This is a genomic window from Thalassolituus sp., assembly GCF_984348125.1.
Map to the genome: position 1 here is coordinate 34,615 of NZ_CFHJLR010000002.1, position 25,256 is coordinate 59,870.

The following is a 25,256-nucleotide window of genomic DNA, read 5'->3' on the forward strand; positions in this document are numbered from 1 at the left end:
GGATTACCCTCCCCGCATGGCGGTGTGCCAGAACGGCATGCCCGCCACTGGCGTACTCGGCGATGCCATATCGCGCTCTGTCATAAAACCCGCATGATAAGCAGTCCGCCCGGCATCGACAGCGGCAGCGAAGGCTCCCGCCATTGTTACCGGGTTGGCTGCTTTTGCGACCGCGGTATTGAGCAACACGCCATCGGCGCCCATTTCCATCGCCTGCATCGCCTGAGATGGCCGACCGATTCCGGCATCAATAATAATCGTGGTATCTGGCAGCCGAGCACGAAGGGTACGCAACTGATAAGGATTAATGATTCCTTTTCCTGTCCCTATCGGTGCCCCCCAGGGCATAATCGCTGGACACCCTGCATGCAACAATGACTCGCACACCACCAGATCATCCGTACAATATGGCAAGACGTGAAATCCTTGCGAAGACAACTCCCGGGCGGCACTGACAAGTTCGAATACATTGGGTTGCAGGCTGTATTCATCGCCGATAACTTCCAGCTTAATCCATGAAGTTTTAAATAATTCGCGTGCCAGAATGGCAAGCTGAATCGCTTCTTTTGCCGACTGACATCCGGCAGTATTGGGCAACAGACGCGACTGGCTGGCGCCCAACCATTGATTCACACGCTCGTGATAATCGTTGTTAGCAACATCACCCGCGGTCTGTCGGCGCAGCGACATTGTGACAAACCCCGGCTGCGCACTGGCAAAGGCAGATACCATTATATCGGGTGAAGGGTACATTGAACTCCCGAGCCACAAGCGACTTGAAATCTCTTCTCCTGCAATAGTAAATACGTCTGAATCAGCCACCGGTAATTGCTCCCAGCACATCAATGATGTCGCCGTTGTTCACTCTGGTTGAAGGCCACTGCTCTGCTGGCAGAAGCTCGCCATTCAGGGCTACGACAAAACGACTGCTTTCGGCCGGATAGTTCAGCGTGTCGATGATCAGAGTGTATACATTTTTTTCACTGGTCCAGGCCATGGATTTACCGTTGACGATGATCTCAATCACGCCACACCTCCCTGTTCAGATACTCTCATTTTCATACTCTCCAGCCCTTCAGCAGTTAACAGTGACTCGATCTTTTTCAGTAAGGCCGGTGCCAGTAAGAATCCGTGCCTGAACAGACCATTAACAAAGAGTGTTTTCTGCCCCCCAGAATTATTCTGCAGTTTTAAGCAAGGTCTGTGGTCCTGCGTTGCAGGCCGGAGGTTCGTTTCCATAGACAAAATCCGAGCTTCCGAAAAATCCGGTGAAAGCACCCAGAACGCACTCAGCATTTCCATTGCAGAACGGACACTTACCGGAGAGCAATCATCACTCTCCAGTTCTGTTGCACCAAGCTGATAGCAATCGTTCCCACGCGGTACCATATACAAATGGTACCTGGGGTGAAGCAAACGCACCGGACGATGAAATTCGGTGCCCGGACTGGAAACCCAAAGTGTTTCGCCACGCACTCCGCGAATAATCCGCTCAGCATCACTTCGGGCTCCGGCTCCACGACAATCAATAACGAGATCTGCCTGCTGTAGTTCTTTATCGAATTTATCGAAATCCGGATCGGATAATTCAGTGCTGCGCACGTCAAGCGAATAGCGGCCGTCCGTTCCGTTTACTTCGCAGGCGAAATGGAAATCCGCACCATGCTTTTCTGCAGCAAGCTGTAAGGTGCTGAGTAAGACACGGTTATCGACCTGCGCTTCATCGGGTAACCAGAAGCCTTGTTTAAATTCGCCCGAGAGCGCGGGCTCTTTCTGACGAAGCCCAGTACTATCAAGTGCAACGGCATAAGAATCGCCCGGAATATCGGGGGCGCTCATATCACGCTTAAACAAATCCATTTCTGCCTGATCCGACGGGTGCGCAACAACCAGGGTGCCGCGACGTCGGTATGGCACCCGGATACCAGAGTCTTTGTATAAATCCTCCAGAAGCCCGGGCCATAGAGTCAGAGACTCCATACCGAGATCAAAAACCTCGGGATGACACAGCGGTTTTTCAGCAACAGGGGCAACCATTGCAGCGGCAGTCCATGCCGCACATTCAGGTGTTTCTTCACTGGCGCGTTCGTAGACAGTAACCTGCATCCCGCTCCGGCTCAGTCGCCATGCGAGTAGCTTTCCCATCAAACCAGCGCCGATCACGGCTATTGAAGACATGGCTCAGGGCTCGACTGCATCGACGTAAAGTTCCGATCCGTTTGCACGGAATTTCTCAGACATTTCCTCCATGCCCTGTCGCTGGTTGCGAATATCATGAGACAGTTTCATGGAGCAGAACTTAGGTCCACACATGGAACAGAAGTGCGCTACTTTATGGCCGTCTTTTGGCATGGTTTCGTCGTGATACTGTCGAGCTGTATCGGGGTCGAGTGCCAGGTTGAACTGATCTTCCCAACGGAATTCAAATCGCGCCGCAGACATCGCATTATCATGCATCTGCGCCGCCGGATGCCCTTTCGCAAGGTCCGCAGCATGAGCTGCAATTTTGTAGGTAATCAGACCCTGCTTAACATCTTCTTTATCTGGCAGACCGAGGTGCTCTTTCGGTGTGACATAACACAACATCGCACAGCCATACCAACCAATCAGAGCTGCTCCTATACCAGAAGTGATGTGGTCATACCCCGGTGCAATATCTGTAGTCAGTGGGCCTAACGTATAAAAAGGGGCCTCATGACAGTGCTCTAATTGTTCTGTCATATTTTCTTCAATCAGGTGCATTGGCACATGACCCGGCCCCTCGATAAAGGTTTGTACATCGTGTTTCCAGGCGATTTTTGTCAGCTCGCCCAATGTACGTAATTCCGCAAATTGTGCTTCGTCGTTCGCATCCGCAATGGAACCCGGCCGCAAACCGTCCCCCAATGAAAAGCAGATATCGTACGCTTTCATAATTTCGCAGATATCTTCAAAGTGGGTATAGAGAAAACTCTCTTTATGATGTGCGAGGCACCATTTCGCCATAATCGACCCGCCACGACTGACGATCCCTGTTAAACGGTTTGCCGCCATCGGAATAAATTCCAGGCGCACTCCCGCATGAATAGTGAAGTAATCGACGCCCTGCTCTGCCTGCTCAATCAATGTATCGCGATAGATCTCCCATGTGAGGTCTTCTGCAACCCCACCGACTTTTTCAAGCGCCTGATACAAAGGAACCGTGCCGACCGGAACCGGTGAATTACGTAGAATCCATTCACGTGTCTCGTGAATATTATCGCCGGTAGAAAGATCCATAATCGTGTCAGCACCCCAGCGGGTAGCCCAGGCCATTTTTTCGACCTCTTCACTGATGCTGGATGTCACCGCAGAATTACCAATATTGGCATTTACTTTCACACGGAAGTTACGCCCGATAATCATCGGCTCACTTTCAGGGTGGTTAATATTGGAGGGTAATACCGCTCGGCCCGAGGCAATCTCATCACGAACAAACTCAGGCGTAATATAGTCTGGGATTTTCGCACCGAAACGCTTGCCGGGATGCTGCTTAGCGACTTCAGCAGACATACCTTCCTGTGACAGGCCGATGTTCTCGCGAATGGCAACGTACTCCATTTCGGGGGTAACTATGCCCTGACGTGCGTACCAGAGCTGGGAGACGTTCTTTCCGCTTTTGGCCTTTCGTACTTTCTGGCGCAGAGAAAGCTGGCCTTCTTTGATCGCTATGCGGTTTGATTCTCGTGAGGTGATGGCGCTGAACTCAGTATCGCCACGATCTTCAATCCATTGCTCACGCACCGGTGCCAGCCCTTTCGTCACATCGACCGTGATTGCAGGATCGGTGTACGGGCCTGACGTATCGTAAACGCGAAGTGGAGAATTCGGCGTTTTGCTGCCGTCCGCCTGAGTCGTATCCGAAAGATTAATCTGACGCATACCAACACGCATGTCATCGCGACTGCCGCTCAGGTATATTTTTTCAGACGCAGGATAAGCGTAGGTAAGGTTAAATTCGTTGTTTGTATTGTCAGCCATGCTCTTTTCCTTAAAAGGATCAGGCAGGCAGCGACGAGAATAGATGGGAACACCACACAGAATCACGCGAAGGTGACCATAAGAATTGGCGTACGCAGACCACGGGGAGTCCCGGCAGTTCATCTCTGTTCCCTACGCTGGCACTAACCAGATCAGGTTCAACGGGACCCGCATTCGCGATCTCAGCCTGTGTGGTTATCTTTGATAACCGGTCAGGCACCCCGACAGATAAATCGCTGACAGTGTATGGTGATTCGCCCTTTCTTTACAAGGCGCACTCTGAAATTAAAGCACCTCTGAATAACCGCACTCATTTCCCTGTGCGATTTTTCTTAGCGGTCGGAAAATCTCACTCCTGAACCAACAAGAAATGTGCTCGCGCCGTAGCGATAGGTTCACCGGGATCGGTTTGCCAGGCGTTAATGGCCACGTTAGCAACCCGACTGCCCTGTCTCCATACCTGACAGCTGACGAAGGTATCCTGCAGACGCCCCGCACGCAGATAATCAATCGAGAAGTCGATGATTTTAGGCAGAGCAATACTTTCCATGGTCATCAGCAGGTGCAGTGCCGCTGAGGTTTCCATGCAACCCGCAATGACTCCACCATGAATGGCTGGTAGCATCGGGTTACCGATATTGTCTTTGTTTGCGGGCAGAATAAATGTTGGTTGCAGATCCATCGCGTGCAGCTTAATACCCAGCAGCCCGGCATACGGAACAGCATTAATCACAGCATCAAAATCACCGTTGTCTCGGCACTGCTGCAGAATTTTGCGCATGGCTTCAGTCATTGTTTCGCTCCCTTACTTACTACCAAGGCGCAAACCAATGCGCATAAAGTTAGCGGTGCATGTAGCAACAACGACGTTGTCACTTTCCTGCCGTACTTCGCCCTGTGTGAACACCAGGCTGTTCGCCCGCTTTACTACTCTGGCCTCGCCAATCAGGTTTTCACCGGGCTTAGCGGCGCGGTGATAGTCCATCCGTAAATCCAGTGTTGGACAGACTTCCCCGTCTTCAAAGCAGTTAAACGCGGCTGTGCCGCATGCTGTGTCCATCAAGGTCGTGAGACTGCCACCCGCAACGATGCCATTGTCAGGGTTGCCTATAATGGCCTCACTGTACGGTAACTTGAGAATCACTTTTTCACCGTCGGCGTATTCCACCGTCATGTTGAGTACGCGACAATGCGGCAGAACCGATACAAACCGGGTAGCTCTCTGCGTCAGCTGATCTGACATAATGAAGGGCTCCTAAAAACCAGAATGGTTAAGGTACTTGTCACTCAATCGATGAGCAATGCTGTATCCGAGCTATTAAATTGACATATATGATCACCACACAAAGAAAAAGGTGATCTTTATAGTAAAACAGGACTCGTAATGACCTCTTTCGATCACTACTACCAAGCCCTTCTCAATGGCGAGATGCCTGCTGTCGATGCCACCTGGGGTCAGGGAAAGACCACCTTTGGCGGTATGTCAGCAGCGCTAGCATTAGCTGCTCTTGAACGGGACTACCCCCAAACTGCGCCGCTTCGATCTCTGAGTATTCATTTCTGTGGAGCACTGACGACTGAGCAACCGTATGACATTGCTACGCGGGAACTCAGAGCCGGCCGCTCAGTTTCACACCTACAGGCAGAGGTCATCCAGAACGAGGACTGTGCCACCGTAGTCAGTGCCTGCTATGGCAAGGCTCGGGAATCTGATGTAAATGTCCATGCAGGCAAAGGCGCACCGGGAGAACCAGGCAGTGGCACCCGCCTGGGATATATCCAGGGCGTGACTCCGGAGTTCGTTCGTCATATTGACTTCAGCTATGTCAGCGGTGGACTGCCCTTCTCCAACAGCAAAGACAACCACATCCATGGTTGGATGCGCTTCAATGACTGTACTGGTCCTCTTACCGAAGCCCATCTCGTTGCATTGATCGACTCCTGGCCGCCCGCCACTCTTCAGAAGCTTAAGTCGGTCGCTCCCTGTGCCAGTATCACCTGGAGCCTCGAACTCCTCGATTCGCCTTCTGCGCCCTCTACCAGTGGTGAGCCTTTACAGGCGAATGACTGGCTCTATTACGAAGTTGACATCGCCGAAGCGCACGGTGGCTACGCCCACACAACCGCACGTATCTTCCGTGCCGATGGCTCCCTTCTTGCGCTGTCGCGCCAGCTGGTTGTGGTTTACGACAAACGCAGCTGATCTTTACAGGGTTCTTCCTTGCTGGAGTCACTGAAAGCAACTATTACTTAAAGCATGGGCGATGTATTCAGCGACGTCGTTCTATGTGACTAGCAGCCTCTCACCAGACTTACAGGAACTGAAGAACCGGAATGAGCCTTAATGTACTGATTTGTGACGACTCGAGTTTTGCCCGCAAACAGATGGCGCGAGCACTGCCTGAAGAGTGGCAGGTGGAGGTGCACTTTGCTGGTGATGGGGTCGAGGGCGTCGATGCGATCCGTGAAGGCAAAGGTGATGTCGTTTTTCTCGATCTGACTATGCCGAACATGGACGGCTATGGTGTACTCGAAACTATCCGTCGGGACGACCTTCCAGCCATGGTTATTGTTGTCTCTGGCGATATCCAGCCCGATGCCCAGGAGAGAGTCAAAAAGCTGGGAGCGATGGCGTTTATCAAAAAACCGATTGATGCCGACAAAGCGCGCTCCGTGCTGACCGAATACGGCATTATGACGGGAGCCTGAAATGTCAGCAGCAGCGATTATTAATGAAGACCAGCGCGACTGTTATCAGGAACTTACCAACGTAGCTATGGGTCAGGCGGCTGATCGCCTGGCTCGCTTGCTGAATGCATACGTCGTGCTTCCTATCCCAAAAATCAGCGTCATTGAGAACAGTGACCTGAATATGGCTCTGCAAGGCGCCACCAGCGACAACAGTGTCTCAGCCGTATGCCAGGGTTTTATCGGCGCAGGCATCTCTGGTGAAGCTATGCTGATGTTCAACGACGCCTCGTTTGCCAGTCTGGCCTCTCTGATGAAGTACTCGGGCCCACTGACACAGGCCGCCGAACTAGAGCTGCTGATGGATACCGCCTCTGTGTTAATCGGCGCCTGTATTCATGGCATCGGTGATCAGCTTGAGATCGTATTTAATCAGGGGCATCCGGTGGTACTCGGTCAACACTGCGATATGGCTGATCTGGTGGCCTATGGCAATAATGGCTGGGATAAAGCGCTGGCGATAGAAATCCATTATACGATTGAGCACGTAAATATAGAGTGTGAGCTCCTCTTGCTATTCACCGAGGAGTCTGTACGAGCACTGAATAAGAAGATTGATTACCTTCTTGATTAACACCGGCACCCGACCGAGAGAGACACCAGACAGATGAGCGACAAGAGCGAGGCAGACACGATTAAAGACATCCACTGGTTGATGGATATTCTTCAGAATATCGACGTCGGCCTTGTCGTGCTTGATCGCAATTACGAGGTTCAGCTTTGGAATGCCTTTATGGAGGGGCACAGTGGCGTCAGCCCGCAGCTGGCGAAAGGCAAGAACCTGTTTTCGCTTTTTCCAGACCTTGATGAAGCCTGGTTTAAACAGAAAGCAGAACCAGTATTCCAACTCAAAACCCGGACCTTCACCATCTGGGAGCAGCGCCCGTATCTTTTCCACTTCAGGAATTCGCGCCCGATTACTGGCCGCAGCAAGTTTATGTATCAGAACACCAGTATCATCCCACTGGAGTCCGTTACCCGCCAAGCTGATCATCTATGCGTAATTATTTACGACGTTACAGATACGGCCGTTGGTAAGCTCGATATTTCCCGGGCAAACCAGACCCTTAGCGAAATTCAGGTCCGCGATTCACTAACGGGTCTGATGAACAAATCTGCCTGGTTGACTGTTCTGGAAAGTTATTACGCCAGTCAGAAACAGGGCTGCCTCCTATTACTCGACATGGATCATTTCCGCGACCTGAACCATGCTCTCAGTCACCAACAGTGTGATGAGATTCTACGGCGGATCGGCGCAGGCTTAAAAACTCTGGGCGATGAACAGCACGCAGCTCGATTCGGTGGCGAAATATTCTCGGTCATTCTTGCTGAAAAAGAGGCCGAGGAAGCCATGCAGATCGCCGAAAAATTACGTCGCTCAGTTTTTAGCCTGGGAAAAAACTCGCAGCATACGATCAGCGCCAGCATCGGGGTTGCAGAACGCCTTGCCGATACGCCCAGCGCCAGTGAGTGGTTAAGCAACGCGGACAAAGCGCTTTACCACGCAAAGGAAAGCGGCCGCAACCGCACATCCCTGTTTAAACGGTGACCTGCTATCATACGCAGCAGACTTCCTGATCCTGCTTGCTGTTATGGCCTCTTTTTCGATACCACCCGCATTCATAGATGCACCTTTGAAAGGTGTAGAACGCCACGGCTTTGACCGCGACTTAATTCTGAACGAAGCCGGTATCGGGCCCGATTCTTTTAACACCGATGGTTCTCTTGCACCAGAATCATACGCCCGACTGATGCTCACCATCTGGCGACAGACCAACGATGAAGCCATGGGGCTGAACCCTCAGCCCGTTGTATTCCGGACGTTTGCCATGATGGGCCGTTCGATTATTACCTGTGCCACACTCGAACACGCGATTCGCAGAGCAAGTTCGTTTTACAGGCTGCAACCTCACTCCCCACAGATTACCGTGGAAAAAGGTGAACACAGGGCCAGGCTCCTTATAACCCATGAATCAGATTACGACCCCGATCACTTTCTCAGTGAGTCTTTACTGGTCATCTGGCACCGCTTCTGTAGCTGGCTGATCGGCCGCGGCATTCCTTTATTGAAAGTAGAATGTCCTTATGCACCGCCAGGTCACGTTAGTTTATACGATGATTTGTTCGCAACGCCGGTCACCTTCAATTGCGATAGTTTGTCACTGACCATTCCCCTGCAGGCGATTCATGCTCCAGTTGTGCAATCAGCGACAAGCCTGGAGGAATTCCTCGGACACTCACCGGCTGATATTCTTGCCCGGCCTAATCCACACGAGAGCACCAGTGCGAAAGTTCGACACGCACTGATGAGCCTGGCCAGCGATCAGATGCCCGACCTTACCGGCATGGCCGACACTCTTTCTGTGTCTGGCGCAACCCTGAGGCGCCGCCTTCGCCAGGAAGGAACAACGTATCAGACCATTAAAGACAATGTCCGTTTAATGGAAGCCAAGCGTTTACTGACAGGTTCAGAGTTAAGCATTGCAGATATCGCCGTTGCGTCAGGATTCTCGGAGACAAGTGCCTTCACACGAGCATTCTCCCGCTGGACCGGAGACTCACCTGCGAATTTCCGGCGCAGAAACAGCAGTCGTTGAGGCCAAAGCAATCAGTGACAATGACAGCACCGGAACTAAACTTTAAACTCAGACCATTTGCGAGAGACTCATTGTGGCGGTAAGGATACTTCTGCTTCTTTTCATTCTGACTCCATGTGCCGCCCACGCCCTTTCGCTGACGGACGATCTGGAAGGACGTCTACTGGGTACTTCTCTTCAGGAGTGGTCTGAATCAGAGCAGATTAGCCCGGACGATATACATTCACACTCATTGCCTTGGACTCAGGTCAGAGCGATGGTGCCCAACCCCGGTGTTTCAAGCCCACCTCACTGGTATCGCCTGCCGCTCAAAGTGAGCAAGACCGGAGAGCGCTGGTTCGCCGACGTGGATTACCCGAGAATAGAACGTATTGATATGCGGCTGTTCCGCGGTAAAACCCTTATCGCCTCCTCCGAAGACGGCAACCCGGTTCACTCAGACGCACCCCAGCGAGCAAAACTGTCTTTCAGTTTTGAATTGCCCTTTGATCAGCCGGGCGAATATGTACTGTACCTCCGGGTTGAAAACAATGTACTGCTGAATTTCCCGTTACGTCTCTTCAAAGATGCAGGCTTACGCGACGCCCAGCAGCAGAAACAACTCTATTTCGGGCTCTATACCGGGTTTCTGTTCGCACTGCTGCTTTACAACCTGGCGGTTTATCTGGTTATCCGTGAACGCTACATGATCCTGTTCTGTGGCTTCGTGTCGACGTATCTACTGTTCTTCTGGGCACATACGGGACTGGGTTACCGATACTTGTGGCCAGACTGGGCAGGTTTCGAGGAGCAGTCGAGTTTCCTGACGTCCTGCTTTGCCATGCTGTTAATCATATTGTTCAGCATGAGTTTTCTGAAAGTTGCTGGCCCTAACCGACGCGCGCTGACGCTGGTGTACAAAATCGCTGTGTTACTCACGGGCGCTGGGGCTGTTTTTGCCCTGTTTACTGATGTCCACACCACGGCAATCATTATGAGGGTTGTCACCCTTTTGACGCCTGTATTCCTGATTATTTCTGCGAGCCTGTCGCAACCACTGTCGTCGGCATCCAGAGCCGTCTATACCCTGGGAGTATATTCGCTCGCAATCGCTATTGTTGTTCACAGCCTGGCCCGTCAGAGCATTATTCCTACCAATGACATCATTGCATATGCCGCACACATCGGTGGCGTAAGCCTGATTGCTATTCATAGCCTGGCGATTGTTCTGCGCCTGTATGAGCAGCGGCTTGAACAGATTCGTGCACGCAAAGACATTATTGCTGCACGAAAACGCTCACTTCAAAGTGAAGAAAAACTGCGTCAATCAGAGGCTTCTCTGGCAGAAAAAGATGCGGAAGCGAATGCCAAGTCTGCGTTTCTGGCCATGATGAGCCACGAAATCCGGACACCGCTGAATGGCGTGCTTGGCATGGTTGAATTACTGCAGCACACACGTCTCGACAACCAACAAAAACGCTATATCAGTACCATCGCCAGCTCAGGTGAGAATCTTCTTTCGCTTCTCAATGATGTGTTGGATCTCTCTAAAATTGAATCCGGAAAAATGATCATTGAGCGTCGACAGGTTGAGCTGGCCCCCTTAATCAATGAGTGTCTGATGCTACACAGCCAGAAGGCACTGGATAAACGACTGACCTTAACCGCTGATTTAGGCACACCGCTGTACACAACAATCAGTACGGATGAGATGCGACTCAGGCAAGTGCTCAATAACCTGATCAATAATGCCGTTAAATTTACCGATCAGGGACAGGTTGAAGTCCGACTGGAGTGGCGGGAGCCCGAACTTCAGATCCATGTCATTGATACCGGCATTGGTATTTCAGAGGAGCAACGGGGCCGCCTGTTTCACAGCTTCACACAAGCGACACCAACCACGAGCAAATATTATGGCGGTACAGGTCTTGGGCTGACCATCAGCCAGAAACTGACTCATTTACTCGGGGGAGAGATCTCAGTGAGCAGCTCCCCGGGTGCTGGCTCTGCATTCACTGTCAGACTGCCCGATGTTGCTCCTGGGTCACCTCAAGCAATACCAGATCTGTCTGGCCGCACATGTTTTATCGAATTATCGAACCCTGTCGAGCGACGCTTCGTCAAAATGATCACTGCCCGCCTTGGTCTGGAGGAAGTCACCAGTCGTTTCCACACACCTCTGGACTGCATGATCGTCGATGCACTGCCAGCCGATAAAACCATCCCTGAAAACCTCATTTGTGTTGTTGACGACTACTGGCCACGTATTGGTGTTGAACGCCAGAGCGAGCGTCCTCTTCGTTCTCATGTTCTTCTGCATCAGATATCTAACCTGATTCAGGTCCAGACAGAGTCAACAGAGGCTGTCACCGGGTATCGCAGAGGCACGATCTGGGTGGCAGAAGATAATATCGTCAATCAGAAAGTAATCTCGGGAATGCTCCGCCATCTGAATATGGAATGTGAGGTGTTCTCTAACGGAGCCCAGATTCTTGCGGCTTACGGTAAACGTCCTGAGCAAGCGGATCTTATTCTGATGGATTGCGAAATGCCGGTCATGGACGGTTATGACGCCTGCCGCGAAATCCGTCGTCTGCAGGACAGCGATGCAAACAATATTAACCGCCGCACCCCAATTATTGCCCTGACGGCACACCTTGGCGGTGAGTTCGAACAGATGGCCCGTCAGGCGGGCATGGATGATCTGGTCACTAAACCGATTCGTAAGAGTACGCTCAGTAACCTGTTCAGTATCTGGCTACCTGAAACGGAATAAACTTATACAAACGCTGCCGATTTGCGATACGTATGCATAGGGTAACTGCCCAGCACGCGAACATCCCGGGCAAAATAGCGTAACTCTTCAAGAGCATTCGCTACAGGCAGCTGATCCGGATGCCCGTAGATATCCAGGTGGAAATGGCTGGCCTCCATCGTGCCACCATCCATATAACTCTCCAACTTCACCATATTCACGCCATTGGTCGCAAAGCCGCCCAGTGCCTTGTACAAAGCAGCAGGAATATTGCGCACGGAAAAGAGTAAACTTGTCATATATCTCTTTTCTGCATCGTAGTGCTGGTGCTCGGCTTCCCTGGAAAACACAAGAAAGCGTGTGGTATTCCCCATAACGTCCTGAAAATTTTCATGCAGGATGTGCAACCCATAAAGTTCCGCTGCGAGAGAAGACGCAATAGCACCAACACTGAGATCGCCTTGTTCAGCCAGACCTTTCGCAGACATGGCAGTATCCACTGCTGCCTCTTGCTTCAGCCCCAGATTAATCATTCGCTGATGACACTGAGCCAATGCCTGCGGATGTGAGCGAACGCGCTTGAGTTGTTCAAGTGATGATCCAGGAAGTGCCAGCAAACAATGGTTTACTGGTTCGAAATGCTCCGCAATCACGAACAGCTGAGTTCTCGGAATCAGGCGGTATATCTCTTCTACACGGCCCGCAGTGGAATTTTCTAACGGAATCATTGCCCGGTCGGCAAATCCATTACTTACGAGATCAAGAGCACCGATAAAATCGTCGCAGGCGAGGTGCTCCCAATCCGGAAAGACCTTAGTGCAGGCAAGGTGCGAATAAGCCCCTGCTGTCCCCTGATATGCCACTCTACTCATAACTACGCCCCAAAACTGTGCACCCTAAAATCAAACCTAACGAATGCACCAAAACAATGCACAGAAACCAAACACCGTCATCCCGCTTTGCTCCGGAAGCCGCGTACGACGCCTGATTGCGCCAGTGTATCTCAGCGCCCTCGTAAGTGGCATAGTGCGTGCAAACAATTCAGACAATGAAAAAAATAACCTCGGAGTCTCGCTATGCCCGGATGGCCCGCTTCACTGCAACCCGATGGCGAAACGCTGCGGACAATACAGCAGTATCCGCCGCGTGATGCACGAATTCCTTCCGGCTGGCACGCTCAGTGGGAGGATGTCTGGGCACCACTGGCGGCGTATCTTGCAGAGACAATCAAGTCCTCTGACGTCCCACCTGTTATCGGAGTTCATGGCGGCCAGGGATCAGGAAAAAGCACCCTGTCTCTCGCATTGAAAGACATCTATAAGCAGGCTTTCGGCTGGAATGTGGTGGTGGTATCCATTGATGATCTGTATCTCAGTCACGCCGACCGTAAGAATCTTAGCAAGACGATTCACCCACTTCTGCAGACGCGTGGCGTTCCGGGCACCCATGAAGTCGAGCGCGGCATAAGCTTGTTTGAAACCTTACGCTCACTGGATGCGGGAGCACACTGCCAGATACCAGCGTTCGACAAAGCCAGTGATGACCGCCTGCCCGAGTCAGAATGGCACACCGTCAAAGGCCCTGTTGATGCCATTCTGTTCGAAGGCTGGTGCGTGGGTTGTCAGTCGGTTGATGATGCACTGCTCACTGCTCCCATTAATGATCTTGAAGCAAATGAAGATCCGGATGGCACCTGGCGCGGCTGGGTAAACCAGCAACTCGCTGGTGATTATAAGACCTGGTTCAGCATGATTGATTACTTGCTGATGCTCAAAGTCCCTGACATGAGTGCTGTCCAACGGTGGCGCACTGAACAGGAAGTCGGCAATAAAAAAATGGCGAAAGGCGGAACTGACCGCAGTCTTGATGACGCTGGCATCAGGCGCTTCATACAACATTATGAGCGACTGACCCAACAGGCGTTGACCCGACTGCCGGATATTGCCAATCTGGTACTCGTGATTAACGACGCGCACAAAGTTGCCGACGTCCAACCGGGAAGCCCAACCTAATGAGTTCAATTCCTACATTACCTGTTATTGTCCTGACTGATCTGGATGGGACTCTCCTCGACCACCACGACTACAGCACATCAGCCGCACGTGAAGCTCTGAATTTTCTTCAACAGCACCATATTCCGCTGATATTCAATACCAGTAAAACGCAGCCAGAAGTAATTCAGTTACGGCGTCAGCTGGCTAATACATCTCCCTATGTGTGCGAGAACGGTGGCGCTATCTACTACGTAGACAGCGATGACAAATGGCATTGTGAACTCCCCGGCGCAGGTTACGCAGATATACTGAAAGTGCTCAATCAGTTGCGCAAAGACGGATTTAATTTCCGTGGTTTCAACGATATGACGGACACCGAAGTCGCAGCCATTACAGGGTTGTCGATCGATGACGCGCACCACGCACGCCAGCGAGCAGCCACCGAACCTCTGCTCTGGCGCGGCGAAAAATCCGAAATTACTGTATTCCGCGAAGCATTGCTGGCACACGGCCTGAGGCTACTCAAAGGCGGCCGTTTCTATCATGTGATGGGCGATGCTGATAAAGCGTCTGCCGTTACTTTTTTTAAAGACTTCTATCGTCAACACTGGGGGCTCAACGAAGCTCCTTTGGTGATTTCACTCGGCGATGGGGAGAATGACCGTGCCATGCTCGAAGCCTCGGACTACCCGGTTGTGATACCGGGCGAATCCGATACTCTTGAGCTGAATAACCCTGAAGCTCAGACCGCTGAATTTAAGGGCCCTAAGGGCTGGAATAACACCTTACTACCATTGTTAGAAAAACTGCTTAAGGAGAATTGCGGTGGCTGATTTTTATCAGAACGGCATTGTAACCACGCTACATAACCTGACCGACCGTCCGGTGGAAGACCTTGAACGCGAACTGATGAGCTTCTCACGCCTGCGGCCTATGTCGCTGGTTCTGCCATCCCTGTTCTCGGAACTTGAGGGCCCTGCGCTATCCAACATTATCGATGAAGTCGCCCAGGTGCCTTACCTGAATGAGATCGTGATTGGCCTCGACCGCGCAGATCAATCTCAATATGAATTTGCTCAGAAATTCTTCTCCAAGTTACCACAGCACCACCGCATCCTCTGGAACGATGGCCCACGTCTACGCAAGCTGGATGAAATGCTGGCAGAGAAAGGCCTCTCCCCCACCGAAATGGGTAAAGGTCGCAACGTCTGGTACTGCTATGGCTACGTTCTTGCCAGTGGCCGCGCAGAGTCTGTTGCGCTTCATGACTGCGATATTGTTACCTACGACCGTAGCTTGCTGGCACGCCTGATTTATCCAGTTGCTCACCCTGGTTTTAATTACGTCTTTGGTAAGGGTTACTACACACGCATTGCTGAGCAAAAAATGAATGGTCGAGTCAGCCGGTTGCTGGTAACGCCCCTGCTTCGCGCTCTCAAGAAAGTCTATGGCTCACTCGATTTTCTTGAGTACCTGGACAGCTTCCGCTACCCACTTTCCGGTGAATTTTCTATGCGCGCAGATGCGCTCAATGATATTCGCATACCGAGCGACTGGGGTCTCGAGATCGGTGTTCTGTCAGAAATGAAACGTAACTATGCAACCAATCGTATCTGCCAGGTCGATATTGCAGATGTTTACGACCATAAACACCAGCCTCTGTCAGAAGCGGATGCAAGCGCAGGTCTATCGAAGATGAGCACAGACATCTGTAAAGCTATCTTCCGTAAGCTGGCAACCCAGGGCGAAGTTTTCACAACCGAAACCTTCCGTACAATTAAAGCGACCTATTTCCGTGTTGCACTCGACTTCATTGAAACCTATCACAATGATGCACGAATGAACGGCCTCGAACTGGATCGTCACTCAGAAGAAAAAGCCGTCGAGCTGTTTGCTGAAAATATCATGAATGCCGGTGAGCACTTTTTGGCGAACCCAATGGAGACACCATTTATTCCTAGCTGGAACCGCGTGATTTCCGCTGTGCCTGATATTCTCGACCGCCTCTATGAAGCAGTTGAAGCAGACAACAGTGAGTTTGGCGATATCTGATTCAGTTGATATCACGAGCGCAATAAAAAGCCCCGAAATTCGGGGCTTTTTATCAGGTATTTGATAGCCACACCGTCTGATACGGGTATAACACGAGCTCGTCTTCGACTATCCGCCTTTCATGAGCAAGCAAATCAGACAAGCCATTTTCAAGAAAACCCAGCGTAGCCAGAGGTAGTTTCAGAATACGCTCGGTCACGTTGGAAATTGCGAATATACGCTGACTGTTATCTTCGCTGGTGCGCTTGAGAATAAAGAGGTCGGTATTAATTTTGACCACGTCCTGGCGGGCATCCGGGCTGAAGGCTGGCTGGGCCCGGCGAATTCTCAGCATCCGGGTCAGCTCGGTAAAGACTTCGGCCTGAGGCGTCACTGGATTTGAGAGCAGATATTCCAGCTCATTTTCTTCCCAGATGCGGCGATTAATCGAGCGTGTTCTACCCGTCTGTTCAACATGCTCCAGATCATTTGGCGATGCCGTCAGACTGTGAATATAGACCGCGGGAATCCCCTGCATGGCCAGCATTATTGCCTGAGAACACAGGAATCGCTGTACTTGATGATGATCCGGGCCACGACGGGTTCCCATGCAGGCATCGAACAAGGTGATATTTATTTCATATGGGCTTTCGGAGCCGTCGCTATTGGCCTTCATGCTTACGAATCCGCCGAAGCGGTGCATAGAGTCGATCAGATCCTGAACTTCCCGCTCAGGTAGCAAGCCTTCGACAGGACGGACACCAATACCATCATGAGACGCTGTAAAATTCAGGTAACTACAGCCCTCAGGGAGAGGTGGAATCGCATCAGCCCAGTCACTCAGAAAGGAGGCATTACCGCGGTTTAATGCGTGCAGCACCAGTGGCGGTAATCCAAACTGGTAGACCATATGAGCTTCGTCTGAATTACCGAAGTAGCTCAGATTTTCTTTTACCGGCACGTTGGTTTCTGTAATAACGACGACTTCCGGTGCAACGAAATTCACGATATCACGTAGTAATTTTACCGCAGCGTGCGTTTGACTGAGGTGCAGACAGGTCGTGCCTAACTGCTTCCATAAAAATGCCACGGCATCGAGGCGGATAAAGCGCGCGCCCTGCTCGATATAAAACAGGTAGATTTTAACAAACTCGAAAAGGACCTCGGGGTTTGCAAAATTAAGGTCAATCTGATCTTCAGAGAATGTCGCCCAGACATGACGAATCCCACGGTGCGTGTGCACGGGCGTCAACAATGATGTGTTGCGGGGCCGAGTTACCAGTGAGACATCCGTGGCCGGGTCAACTTCAATAAAATAATCTGTGTAGGGTTCCCGGTTACCGATGTAATCAATAAACCACAGGTTTTCGCGCGAGCAATGATTGATCACCAGATCAATCATCAGATCAAAATTATCAGCGATCGAGGCAACGTCCTCCCATGTTCCCCAATCTGGATGTACCTGACGATAATCAATAACAGAAAAACCATCGTCAGAGCTGTACGGAAAAAACGGCAGAATATGGACCGAATTTATAACGTCGGCGAGTCGCTCTTTAAGAAAATCGGAGAGCGTTTTCAACGGCATTTCATCGGCGGTCTGAACGCTATTACCATAGGTAATGAGAATGACGTCTTCTTCTGACCAACGTTTATGCCCGGTCGCGGTAGGTACTTCGAGCACGCTGCGGGATGTTTTATCTGCAAAACACTGACAAATAGTCAGAATTTCCCGTGCGATCTGTTGGTTGTTCTGCGCGTCACCATATATCTCTGTAACACGTTGGGTAAATTGATCCAGTGCCGCCTGAGTCATGCGTTTCCCTTAAATATCTGAAGCCAGGTCTTTTATCGCTTGCCAGTTCCGTGCCGACATCAGATCAGGAGGGGTTAACCAGCTACCTCCCACGGCAAACACGTTATCCAGTGCAAGGAAGTCGTGGTACGTCTCAGCGCTGATTCCACCTGTAGGACAGAAGCTGACCTCAGGCATGGGGGCTCCTATGGCTTTCAGCATAGAGCGACCGCCACTTGGAACCGCAGGAAAGAATTTCATTTTTGTGAAGCCGGCTTCGCGTGCCTGCATAACTTCACTCGGGGTCGCCACACCGGGTAGGAAAGGCCCCCCCCATTCCGATGCAGCGGCCAGCAAATTCGGCGTAAACCCCGGACTCACAGCGAATTGCGCGCCCCGATTCAGTGCAGCGTGTAACTGATCTGGCGACGTAACGGTGCCGACACCGATAATCGCCTCTGGCACGTTACGGCTGATTTCACTGATAGCGGCCAGAGCTGCCGGCGTCCGCAAGGTTACTTCAAGCAATTTCACACCGCCGGCAACAAGCGCCTGTGCCATAGGTACAGCGGTATCAATATCATCAATGACAATCACCGGCATTACAGGCTTTGATTTTGTAAGCCACTCATCCCACATACTTATCACCCTCCATAATCACACGCCTCCAAGACTGATTGCACCTTCATCCGCTGGCCCTGCCAACGTTCTGAATCCGGCAAATAGTTCGCGCCCGACACCGTGCGACGAAGCACTCACATCAAGCGCCTCTCTTGTTTCTTTCAGGCGATTTTCAAATCCTTCTGTCGCAACCTCGAGCGTGCCGGCATGTCCATCCAGGAGAATGATGTCACCGTCTTCAATATAGTGAAGTGGGCCATCAACCAAAGCCTCAGGGCTGAGGTGTATCGCTGCCGGCACTTTTCCTGATGCCCCGGAAAGGCGGCCATCAGTCACCAGTGCGACCCGATATCCTGCTTCCTGCAGGTTGGTCAATGCTGGGGTCAGTTGATGCAGTTCTGGCATCCCGTTCGCCCTTGGCCCCTGCCCCTTCACCACGACAATCACGTCCTGATTCAGCTCGCCAGCCTGATACGCCGCCAGTACCTCTTGCTGGTCCAGAAAGACACGCGCCGGGGCTTCAATGACCCAGCGGTCATCAGGCACTGCAGAAACCTTCATGACGGCGCGCCCAAGGTTTCCACTCACTAGCTTCATGCCCCCCTCTCGCAGAAACGGCGCGTGCGCAGGTGCCAACACAGACAGGTCTGCAGACTCAGCGGCCACGTTCGTCCAGGCAAGTTCACCGGAAGCATCAAGCACAGGCTTTCTGCACCACTGGCGTAAACCTTCACCCAGGATAGTATTCACGTCTTCATGTAGGAGCCCCGCATCGAGCAGTTCTCTGATCAGGAAAGGCATACCACCCGCCACCTCGAACGCATTCACGTCGGCGCTGCCATTGGGGTACATACGGGTCAGTAATGGCACAACATCGGACAGCTCCGCCATGTCCTGCCAGTCGATAACAATGCCGGCCATTCGGGCAATGGCGACGAGATGGATGCTGTGATTCGTAGAACCACCGGTCGCCAGCAGACCCACCATGGCATTCACCATGACTTTCTCATCAACGATTCTGGCGATCGGCATATAGCCGGGTTCCAAGGCGGTGATTTCAGCCAACTGATGCGCTGCGGCCCGGGTCAGGGCATCTCTTAATGGGCCGTTCGGGCTGACAAAAGACGATCCGGGTAACTGCAACCCCATGATCTCCATCAGCATCTGGTTGGAATTCGCGGTACCGTAAAAGGTACAGGTGCCTTCGCTGTGGTAGGACCCCATTTCGCTTTTGAGTAGCTCGGCCTCGCCAACATCCCCCCGGGCGTATGCCTGGCGGGTCTTGGCTTTATCCGAATTGCTGATACCACTGTGCATCGGGCCAGACGGAACAAATACCGCGGGTAAATGGCCAAAACGCAGTGCCGCCATCAACAGCCCCGGAACAATTTTGTCACAGATGCCCAGCATCAGACTGCCATCAAATACTTGATGTGACAGTGCAACCGCAGTGCTCATGGCGATCACATCACGGCTGAACAAAGACATTTCCATCCCGGTCTGACCTTGAGTAACACCATCGCACATTGCCGGAACTCCGCCTGCAACCTGCGCGACGTGATGCTTTTCTGCCAGATAAGTTTTCAATTTTTCGGGATAGTGGCGATAAGGTGCGTGTGCCGAAAGCACATCGTTGTACGCATTAATGATGGCAACGTTAGCGCCGCGACTGCTGCTCGTCAGAATCATTTTTTCATCGTCACTGGCAGAAGCATAATCATGCGCCAGATTCGTACAGCTTAAAGCTGTTCTCACCGGCCCCTGCTGCGCAGCGTCTTCCATCTGAGACAGATACCTGGCTCTCGTATCGAGACTTCGCTGACGAATTTTTTCTGTAACGTCTTCAATAATGCGATGCGTCATTACTCGCTCCGGAAAATACTTAATGGAACCTGAGACTGGTACAGCACGGTACGGATCGGCATCGCGCTGATGTTCTGCCGCTCATCCTCTTTCTGAGCCTGGGCATAAACACGATTTTTTTCATCCCCCTCAAAATGAAGGTACAGATGACGGCAATTAGACAGAAGCCCCCAGGTCAGCGTCATGCGCGGCAGGTCCACGGGTTCATCAGTGACTGGGCAACACCAGGCTGCATTTCCTTCATCAAGGCACTTAGGTAGCGCTGCAGAACCTGGAAACCAGGACGCAGTATGGCCATCATTGCCCATACCGAGAACGGCAAAATCGAGCCTGACCATTAATTCGTGAAGGCTGTTTTCACACTCCATAAAACCGTCGACAGGATTAGTTGCAGCATTTTTTAATGGCAGAAAATACGCTTGTTCTGCTTCGTTCTGCAGCAGGTGGCGACGCACCAGCGCAGCGTTACTTGCCGCGTCATCCAAAGGTACCCAGCGCTCATCAACGAGAGTGATACGTACTTTACTCCAGTCCAGCTTTCGCTTTGAAAGTTCTTCAAGAAAACGTACCGGCGTTGACCCACCGCTTACTGCAATACACACGCGACCACGCGCCTCAATCGCTTCACGCATTTTTCCTGCGAGGTCATCAGCCAGCTGGCGAGCCAGTGCATCTGCTGATTTAAATCTGTTGTCTGTCATTTATCGTATCTCCATTATTATTATCGACGAACTCAACTGTTCTCATCCCACAAGCGACCATCGCGTGCGAGTAACAGAGTAGCGGCCGCTGGGCCCCAGCTACCTGCGGTATAAGGTTCTGGACGTTGCTCCTGCTCTTCCCAGTGTTTAATAATCGGGTCCACCCAGCGCCAGGCTTCCAGCAATTCATCATCCCGTAAAAACAAGGTAGCGTTTCCGCTAAGCGCATCAAAAAGGAGTCGTTCATAAGCCTCCGGGACGCGGGTCTGTCGCTGATTCGATGGATTCAGGCTGAGATTCATCGGGCGAACATTCATACCTGGGCCAACACGCTTTTCACACAACATCAGCCGCACCCCCTCATCCGGCTGAAGTCTGAATATCAGTTTATTGGCCATGGTATTTTTATGCTGCAGCGGAAAAATCGAGTGTGGAATTTCTTTAAACTGCACTACGATCTCGCAGGCACGCTCAGCCAGGCGCTTACCGGTACGAAGATAAAAAGGCACCCCGGCCCAGCGCCAGTTGTCGATCTCTACCTTCGCTGAAATAAAGGTTTCAGTCAGAGACTTGTGATGCACACCGGGTTCATCACGGTAGCGTGGAACGGGTTTCCCCTCCGCGACACCAGAATCGTACTGACCTCTCACCACATTCTCATTAATCGCGGTACCTGTAATCGGCTTGAGCGCCTTCAGTACTTTTACTTTCTCGTCACGGACGGCGTCTGGCTCAAGCTTGGCCGGCGGCTCCATTGCGGTGATACATAACAGTTGCAGCAAGTGATTCTGAAACATATCCCGCATTGCCCCGACATGCTCGTAGAAGCCCGCGCGCTGCTCAACACCAAGTTGCTCAGAAATCGTAATCTGGATATGGTCGATGTAATTCTGGTTCCACTGCGACTCAAACAGCGAATTCGCAAATCTCAGCACCATCAGGTTCTGGACCGTTTCTTTTCCGAGGTAGTGGTCGATACGGTAGATCTGCTTTTCTTTGAAGTACTCAGCTACGGTGTCATTGATCGCCTGCGCAGTATCAAGGTCGTGACCGATCGGTTTCTCCAGAACGATCTTGCTCTGACTCTGTATCAGGCCAGCGTCATGCAGTCCCTTACATACTGGCGTGTAAAGATCAGAACCGGTCGCCATGTAATACAACCGGTTGATGTCATCGGAAGACAGGGTCTTACTCAGATTCTTGTATCCCTGGTGATCGTTCACGTCATGAGTCAGGCAGTGTACTTTGTTGAGAAAGCGATCGAGAGGCTCTCTTTCGAGATAATTAGAGGGCACATGCGACTTAACCGAGCTTTCGATCTTACCCACGAACTCGTTTCTGTCCATCTCACGGCGGGTCACGGCATAAATAGCCCCGTCCGGAAGACGACCATCTCTGTCCAGTAAAAACAAAGCGGGCATCAGCTTTCGTAAGGCCAGATCTCCCAACCCACCGAACAGAACCAGTTCAAACGGTGCATCAATGTGCATTCATTACCTCCGGTGATTCATTTTGGGGCGTAGCTTCATCCTCTCACGGCTTCCACTTACCTTCCAATCAATAGTTGAAGTCCAGCTGTTCCCACTGAGCCCTCATGCGGATTGCCTCAAAGGTTCAGACTAACTCCTCCTTGATAACAAGCACGTTCCATACCGTCGGCATCATACTTGCACCATTCTGATTCAGGACGAGCGTTTCCGTGCTCGATAAAAAATCAGGGCGATACTGCAGGGTGACGCAAAACGGTAACAAATCTGCCATAATCTGCCCCCTAATCAGAGGTTACAAACTACATGTCTGAACAAGGAAAGACGTCAATGATTCGCAAATGCCTATTCCCCGTAGCCGGATACGGAACCCGCTTCCTCCCAGCAACCAAAGCAATGCCCAAAGAGATGCTCCCGATCGTTAACAAGCCGCTCGTACAGTATGGCGTAGAAGAAGCAACTGAGGCTGGTATTGATCGCATAGGTTTCATCACAGGCCGTGGTAAACGTGCCATTGCTGACCATTTCGATATCTCCTACGAGCTCGAAAAAGAAATCGAAGGTTCTGGTAAGGAAAGCCTGCTGACCTCTATCCGCACCCTCATCGATGAAAACGAATTTGCCTTCAAACGCCAGAACCATATGAAAGGTCTGGGCCACGCGATTCTGTCCGGCAAATACCTGATGGGTGACGAGCCATTTGCCGTTGTTCTGGCCGATGACCTATGTGTTGCTGGTGACGACGGTGAAGGCGTACTGGCTCAGATGGTTAAAGTCTTCTCTCAGTTCCGCTGCTCTATTGTTGCAGTACAGGAAGTGCCTGAAGACGAAGTGCATAAGTACGGCGTGATTGCTGGCGAAGAGATGAAAGACGGCCTCTTCCGCGTAACCGATATGGTTGAGAAGCCAGCCAAAGAAGATGCACCAAGCAATCTGGCGATTATTGGCCGCTACATTCTGACACCGGACATCTTCGACAAGATCGAAGATACACCTCCGGGCAAAAACGGTGAGGTTCAGATCACTGATGCCCTGCTGAAGCAGGCTCAGGAAGGCTGTGTACTGGCGTATAAGTTCCGCGGTACCCGCTTCGACTGCGGTAGCATCGACGGTTTCGTTGAAGCGACCAACTATGTCTACGAGAATATCTTCAAACAGGGCAAATAAGCCCTCGTCTGAGGATACGCATCAGGGCTGCCGCGCAGCCCTGATGTTTCCTCTATCTTTTTGTTTTCTATGATTTTTTGAAACAAAGGTGTTGACGACATCCGGGTAAATCCGTAATATTCGTCCCGCTGTTGAGATGTTCCCCGATAGCTCAGTCGGTAGAGCAGTAGACTGTTAATCTATTGGTCGCTGGTTCAAGTCCAGCTCGGGGAGCCAACACAGCATTCGGGGTATAGCGCAGTCTGGTAGCGCGCCTGGTTTGGGACCAGGATGTCGGGAGTTCGAATCTCTCTACCCCGACCATTCTCACACTTCGCCCGCAATGCCCTTCAAACAATACCTTTAATGCTGTATAAATCAGCTTCAACACTGGTTTTTGTTTAATTATTGCTTATGTCTTCTGTTGCTTCTGTTGTTCAGTACCCGCTGCCTTGTCCTGAGTGTAAAAATTACACATCACAGCCTGCTGAGAAATTACGGATAGATCGCAAATCCATATGTCGCGTCTGTGGAAATACGATTCGATTGACCGACCAACAACTTGAAAGTCTTGAGAGAACACTCTCCCACATGTCTGGCTGCGGACTCCGCGGCGGTCAACAAGACGAAGTATCTGAAGAGCTAGAAGAAGCCGTCGCTCAATAACCTGACGCATTCGAGCTTTCTGTTTTCTATACGCACACTCGATGAGCAGGCACAAAAAAGCCCTCCGAAGAGGGCCTTTTCTGCGAGGCTGTATGTATTACTTAACAATCTCGAGCAGTTCTACCTCAAACACCAGCGCTGAGTTCGCTGGAATTTTAGGGCTTGGGCTACGAGCACCGTAAGCCAGGTCTGCCGGGATGAACAGCTTCCACTTCTCACCTGGCTTCATCATCTGGAGTGCTTCGACCCAACCACGGATTACACCGTTTACCGGGAATTCGGCAGGCTGACCGCGCTGAACAGAGCTGTCAAAAACTTCTCCGTCGATCAGCGTACCGTGGTAGTGAACACGAACAGTATCGGTTGCTGCCGGTGACTCACCTTCTTCTACAGAAGTCAGAACTTCATATTGCAGGCCTGAATCAGTAACTTTTACTTCTTCACGTTCTGCGTTCTTCGCCAGGAATTCTTCGCTCGCCTGAGCTGCTTCATCATCCAGAGCTTTCTGCTTGCGCTCAGCATCTTCACGCAGTGACATGAATGCCGCCTGAATATCTTCGTCGCTGACCTGCTGTTCAGCTTTAGAAACAGAATCACGGATACCCGCAACCAATGCATCAAGATCAATGTCTGCACCTTCACGTTCGATCTGACGACCGATGTTCAGGCCTGCACCGTAACTCGCTTTCTGAGCGGTGGTCTCAAGTTTCACTTTTTCCTCCTGGCCGCAACCAGCCAATAACAGTGTCCCCAACGCAATCGCTGGAACCAGTTTATTCAATTTCATAGTATTTCCTGATGGCAGTTTAAGATCTCAGTACCCAAGCTTGGGTCAGCACACGAAATTCCCTCTCTCGGCACGCGCATCACATTC

23 protein-coding genes, 2 tRNA genes and 1 riboswitch are annotated in these 25,256 nt (G+C 51.5%); of the genes, 12 read left to right on the forward strand and 13 right to left on the reverse strand.

The annotated features are described in order from the left end of the window. Positions 1-3: 3 nt before the first annotated feature. The 6 genes from AC5E51_RS01605 to AC5E51_RS01630 form a co-directional block, all read right to left on the reverse strand. Positions 4-822, reverse strand: a complete 819-nt coding sequence (locus AC5E51_RS01605; protein WP_491777997.1) for a thiazole synthase — start codon at positions 820-822, stop codon at positions 4-6. Continuing rightward, positions 815-1,027 (reverse strand): sulfur carrier protein ThiS, encoded by a 213-nt coding sequence (thiS, locus tag AC5E51_RS01610; protein ID WP_076516169.1) that lies wholly within the window; start codon positions 1,025-1,027, stop codon positions 815-817. Before thiS ends, AC5E51_RS01605 begins: the two co-directional genes overlap by 8 nt. Then, positions 1,024-2,178 carry a glycine oxidase ThiO gene (thiO, locus tag AC5E51_RS01615; RefSeq protein ID WP_491777998.1) on the reverse strand — a complete coding sequence of 385 codons (1,155 nt, stop codon included), beginning with the start codon at positions 2,176-2,178 and terminating at the stop codon, positions 1,024-1,026. The genes thiS and thiO overlap by 4 nt, the downstream gene beginning before the upstream one ends. 3 nt (positions 2,179-2,181) lie before the next feature. Then, complete coding sequence (gene thiC, locus AC5E51_RS01620; RefSeq protein WP_491777999.1) at positions 2,182-3,999, reverse strand: phosphomethylpyrimidine synthase ThiC; 1,818 nt, start codon at positions 3,997-3,999, stop codon at positions 2,182-2,184. Positions 4,000-4,111: 112 nt separating this feature from the next. Continuing rightward, a riboswitch (TPP riboswitch) is annotated at positions 4,112-4,233 on the reverse strand. A 115-nt stretch (positions 4,234-4,348) separates the two neighbouring features. Next, positions 4,349-4,792: a PaaI family thioesterase gene (locus tag AC5E51_RS01625; RefSeq protein ID WP_068440917.1), complete on the reverse strand. Its 444-nt coding sequence runs from the start codon at positions 4,790-4,792 to the stop codon at positions 4,349-4,351. Between the two features lie 12 nt (positions 4,793-4,804). Continuing rightward, positions 4,805-5,242, reverse strand: a complete 438-nt coding sequence (locus tag AC5E51_RS01630; protein WP_068440913.1) for a PaaI family thioesterase — start codon at positions 5,240-5,242, stop codon at positions 4,805-4,807. Between the two features lie 141 nt (positions 5,243-5,383). Here AC5E51_RS01630 and AC5E51_RS01635 point away from each other — a divergent pair, with 141 nt between their 5' ends. The 6 genes from AC5E51_RS01635 to AC5E51_RS01660 all read left to right on the forward strand — a co-directional run bounded on the left by AC5E51_RS01635 (position 5,384) and on the right by AC5E51_RS01660 (position 12,099). After that, positions 5,384-6,202, forward strand: a complete 819-nt coding sequence (locus AC5E51_RS01635) for an acyl-CoA thioesterase (RefSeq protein ID WP_491778000.1) — start codon at positions 5,384-5,386, stop codon at positions 6,200-6,202. A gap of 131 nt (positions 6,203-6,333) precedes the next feature. After that, entirely contained in the window at positions 6,334-6,708 is a 375-nt protein-coding gene (locus tag AC5E51_RS01640; RefSeq protein WP_068440908.1) for a response regulator, read from the forward strand. A 1-nt stretch (position 6,709) separates the two neighbouring features. Further along, complete coding sequence (locus tag AC5E51_RS01645; protein WP_068440904.1) at positions 6,710-7,321, forward strand: hypothetical protein; 612 nt, start codon at positions 6,710-6,712, stop codon at positions 7,319-7,321. Between the two features lie 33 nt (positions 7,322-7,354). Next, entirely contained in the window at positions 7,355-8,296 is a 942-nt protein-coding gene (locus tag AC5E51_RS01650; RefSeq protein WP_068440901.1) for a GGDEF domain-containing protein, read from the forward strand. 85 nt (positions 8,297-8,381) lie between these two features. Then, positions 8,382-9,344 carry an AraC family transcriptional regulator gene (locus tag AC5E51_RS01655; RefSeq protein ID WP_297532045.1) on the forward strand — a complete coding sequence of 321 codons (963 nt, stop codon included), beginning with the start codon at positions 8,382-8,384 and terminating at the stop codon, positions 9,342-9,344. A gap of 73 nt (positions 9,345-9,417) precedes the next feature. After that, positions 9,418-12,099, forward strand: a complete 2,682-nt coding sequence (locus AC5E51_RS01660) for an ATP-binding protein (protein WP_491778001.1) — start codon at positions 9,418-9,420, stop codon at positions 12,097-12,099. Positions 12,100-12,101: 2 nt separating this feature from the next. On the opposite strand, the gene AC5E51_RS01665 is transcribed toward AC5E51_RS01660, so the two are convergent. Beyond that, positions 12,102-12,950 (reverse strand): prephenate dehydratase, encoded by an 849-nt coding sequence (locus AC5E51_RS01665; protein WP_491778002.1) that lies wholly within the window; start codon positions 12,948-12,950, stop codon positions 12,102-12,104. Between the two features lie 204 nt (positions 12,951-13,154). Here AC5E51_RS01665 and AC5E51_RS01670 point away from each other — a divergent pair, with 204 nt between their 5' ends. The 3 genes from AC5E51_RS01670 to AC5E51_RS01680 are packed head-to-tail and all read left to right on the forward strand — an operon-like array spanning position 13,155 to position 16,124. After that, positions 13,155-14,090 carry a hypothetical protein gene (locus AC5E51_RS01670; RefSeq protein ID WP_491221714.1) on the forward strand — a complete coding sequence of 312 codons (936 nt, stop codon included), beginning with the start codon at positions 13,155-13,157 and terminating at the stop codon, positions 14,088-14,090. Further along, positions 14,090-14,905, forward strand: a complete 816-nt coding sequence (locus AC5E51_RS01675; RefSeq protein WP_491778003.1) for an HAD-IIB family hydrolase — start codon at positions 14,090-14,092, stop codon at positions 14,903-14,905. The genes AC5E51_RS01670 and AC5E51_RS01675 overlap by 1 nt, the downstream gene beginning before the upstream one ends. After that, on the forward strand, positions 14,898-16,124 hold the full coding sequence (locus AC5E51_RS01680) for a glycosyltransferase family protein (protein WP_076516155.1): 1,227 nt from the start codon (positions 14,898-14,900) through the stop codon (positions 16,122-16,124). The genes AC5E51_RS01675 and AC5E51_RS01680 overlap by 8 nt, the downstream gene beginning before the upstream one ends. Before the next feature lie 52 nt (positions 16,125-16,176). Here AC5E51_RS01680 and AC5E51_RS01685 read toward each other — a convergent pair whose 3' ends face one another. Genes AC5E51_RS01685 through zwf form a run of 5 tightly spaced genes read right to left on the reverse strand, consistent with a single transcriptional unit; the run spans position 16,177 to position 22,573 of the window. Further along, positions 16,177-17,919 (reverse strand): sugar phosphorylase, encoded by a 1,743-nt coding sequence (locus AC5E51_RS01685; RefSeq protein ID WP_491778004.1) that lies wholly within the window; start codon positions 17,917-17,919, stop codon positions 16,177-16,179. A 9-nt stretch (positions 17,920-17,928) separates the two neighbouring features. Beyond that, positions 17,929-18,537, reverse strand: coding sequence for a bifunctional 4-hydroxy-2-oxoglutarate aldolase/2-dehydro-3-deoxy-phosphogluconate aldolase (gene eda / locus AC5E51_RS01690; RefSeq protein ID WP_076516151.1), 609 nt, complete (start codon positions 18,535-18,537; stop codon positions 17,929-17,931). A gap of 18 nt (positions 18,538-18,555) precedes the next feature. After that, a complete protein-coding gene (gene edd, locus AC5E51_RS01695; RefSeq protein ID WP_491778005.1) occupies positions 18,556-20,382 on the reverse strand; it encodes a phosphogluconate dehydratase in 1,827 nt (608 codons plus the stop codon). Next, on the reverse strand, positions 20,382-21,083 hold the full coding sequence (pgl, locus tag AC5E51_RS01700; protein WP_068440872.1) for a 6-phosphogluconolactonase: 702 nt from the start codon (positions 21,081-21,083) through the stop codon (positions 20,382-20,384). The genes edd and pgl overlap by 1 nt, the downstream gene beginning before the upstream one ends. Before the next feature lie 32 nt (positions 21,084-21,115). Beyond that, complete coding sequence (gene zwf / locus AC5E51_RS01705; RefSeq protein ID WP_297532061.1) at positions 21,116-22,573, reverse strand: glucose-6-phosphate dehydrogenase; 1,458 nt, start codon at positions 22,571-22,573, stop codon at positions 21,116-21,118. 327 nt (positions 22,574-22,900) lie between these two features. Here zwf and galU point away from each other — a divergent pair, with 327 nt between their 5' ends. The 3 genes from galU to AC5E51_RS01720 all read left to right on the forward strand — a co-directional run bounded on the left by galU (position 22,901) and on the right by AC5E51_RS01720 (position 24,040). Next, positions 22,901-23,737 carry a UTP--glucose-1-phosphate uridylyltransferase GalU gene (gene galU, locus AC5E51_RS01710; RefSeq protein ID WP_068440867.1) on the forward strand — a complete coding sequence of 279 codons (837 nt, stop codon included), beginning with the start codon at positions 22,901-22,903 and terminating at the stop codon, positions 23,735-23,737. 140 nt (positions 23,738-23,877) lie between these two features. Next, positions 23,878-23,953, forward strand: a tRNA-Asn gene (locus AC5E51_RS01715). 10 nt (positions 23,954-23,963) lie between these two features. After that, positions 23,964-24,040: transfer RNA gene (locus AC5E51_RS01720), tRNA-Pro, on the forward strand. 439 nt (positions 24,041-24,479) lie between these two features. Here the strand turns inward: AC5E51_RS01720 and bamJ are convergent. Further along, the gene (gene bamJ, locus AC5E51_RS01725) at positions 24,480-25,169 is read right to left on the reverse strand and encodes a BamJ family beta-barrel-assembly machinery protein (RefSeq protein WP_068440860.1); all 690 of its coding nucleotides are present in this window, start codon (positions 25,167-25,169) and stop codon (positions 24,480-24,482) included. Positions 25,170-25,256: the final 87 nt, after the last annotated feature.

Bases quoted from the DNA above. Each gene is read 5' to 3' on its own strand.
- thiO (WP_491777998.1), bottom strand. From the start codon at position 2,178: ATGTCTTCAATAGCCGTGATCGGCGCTGGTTTGATGGGAAAGCTACTC.
- thiC (WP_491777999.1), bottom strand. From the start codon at position 3,999: ATGGCTGACAATACAAACAACGAATTTAACCTTACCTACGCTTATCCT.
- AC5E51_RS01625 (WP_068440917.1), bottom strand. From the start codon at position 4,792: ATGACTGAAGCCATGCGCAAAATTCTGCAGCAGTGCCGAGACAACGGT.
- AC5E51_RS01630 (WP_068440913.1), bottom strand. From the start codon at position 5,242: ATGTCAGATCAGCTGACGCAGAGAGCTACCCGGTTTGTATCGGTTCTG.
- AC5E51_RS01635 (WP_491778000.1), top strand. From the start codon at position 5,384: ATGACCTCTTTCGATCACTACTACCAAGCCCTTCTCAATGGCGAGATG.
- AC5E51_RS01640 (WP_068440908.1), top strand. From the start codon at position 6,334: ATGAGCCTTAATGTACTGATTTGTGACGACTCGAGTTTTGCCCGCAAA.
- AC5E51_RS01645 (WP_068440904.1), top strand. From the start codon at position 6,710: ATGTCAGCAGCAGCGATTATTAATGAAGACCAGCGCGACTGTTATCAG.
- AC5E51_RS01650 (WP_068440901.1), top strand. From the start codon at position 7,355: ATGAGCGACAAGAGCGAGGCAGACACGATTAAAGACATCCACTGGTTG.
- AC5E51_RS01665 (WP_491778002.1), bottom strand. From the start codon at position 12,950: ATGAGTAGAGTGGCATATCAGGGGACAGCAGGGGCTTATTCGCACCTT.
- AC5E51_RS01670 (WP_491221714.1), top strand. From the start codon at position 13,155: ATGCCCGGATGGCCCGCTTCACTGCAACCCGATGGCGAAACGCTGCGG.
- AC5E51_RS01675 (WP_491778003.1), top strand. From the start codon at position 14,090: ATGAGTTCAATTCCTACATTACCTGTTATTGTCCTGACTGATCTGGAT.
- AC5E51_RS01685 (WP_491778004.1), bottom strand. From the start codon at position 17,919: ATGACTCAGGCGGCACTGGATCAATTTACCCAACGTGTTACAGAGATA.
- eda (WP_076516151.1), bottom strand. From the start codon at position 18,537: ATGTGGGATGAGTGGCTTACAAAATCAAAGCCTGTAATGCCGGTGATT.
- edd (WP_491778005.1), bottom strand. From the start codon at position 20,382: ATGACGCATCGCATTATTGAAGACGTTACAGAAAAAATTCGTCAGCGA.
- pgl (WP_068440872.1), bottom strand. From the start codon at position 21,083: ATGACAGACAACAGATTTAAATCAGCAGATGCACTGGCTCGCCAGCTG.
- zwf (WP_297532061.1), bottom strand. From the start codon at position 22,573: ATGCACATTGATGCACCGTTTGAACTGGTTCTGTTCGGTGGGTTGGGA.
- galU (WP_068440867.1), top strand. From the start codon at position 22,901: ATGATTCGCAAATGCCTATTCCCCGTAGCCGGATACGGAACCCGCTTC.
- bamJ (WP_068440860.1), bottom strand. From the start codon at position 25,169: ATGAAATTGAATAAACTGGTTCCAGCGATTGCGTTGGGGACACTGTTA.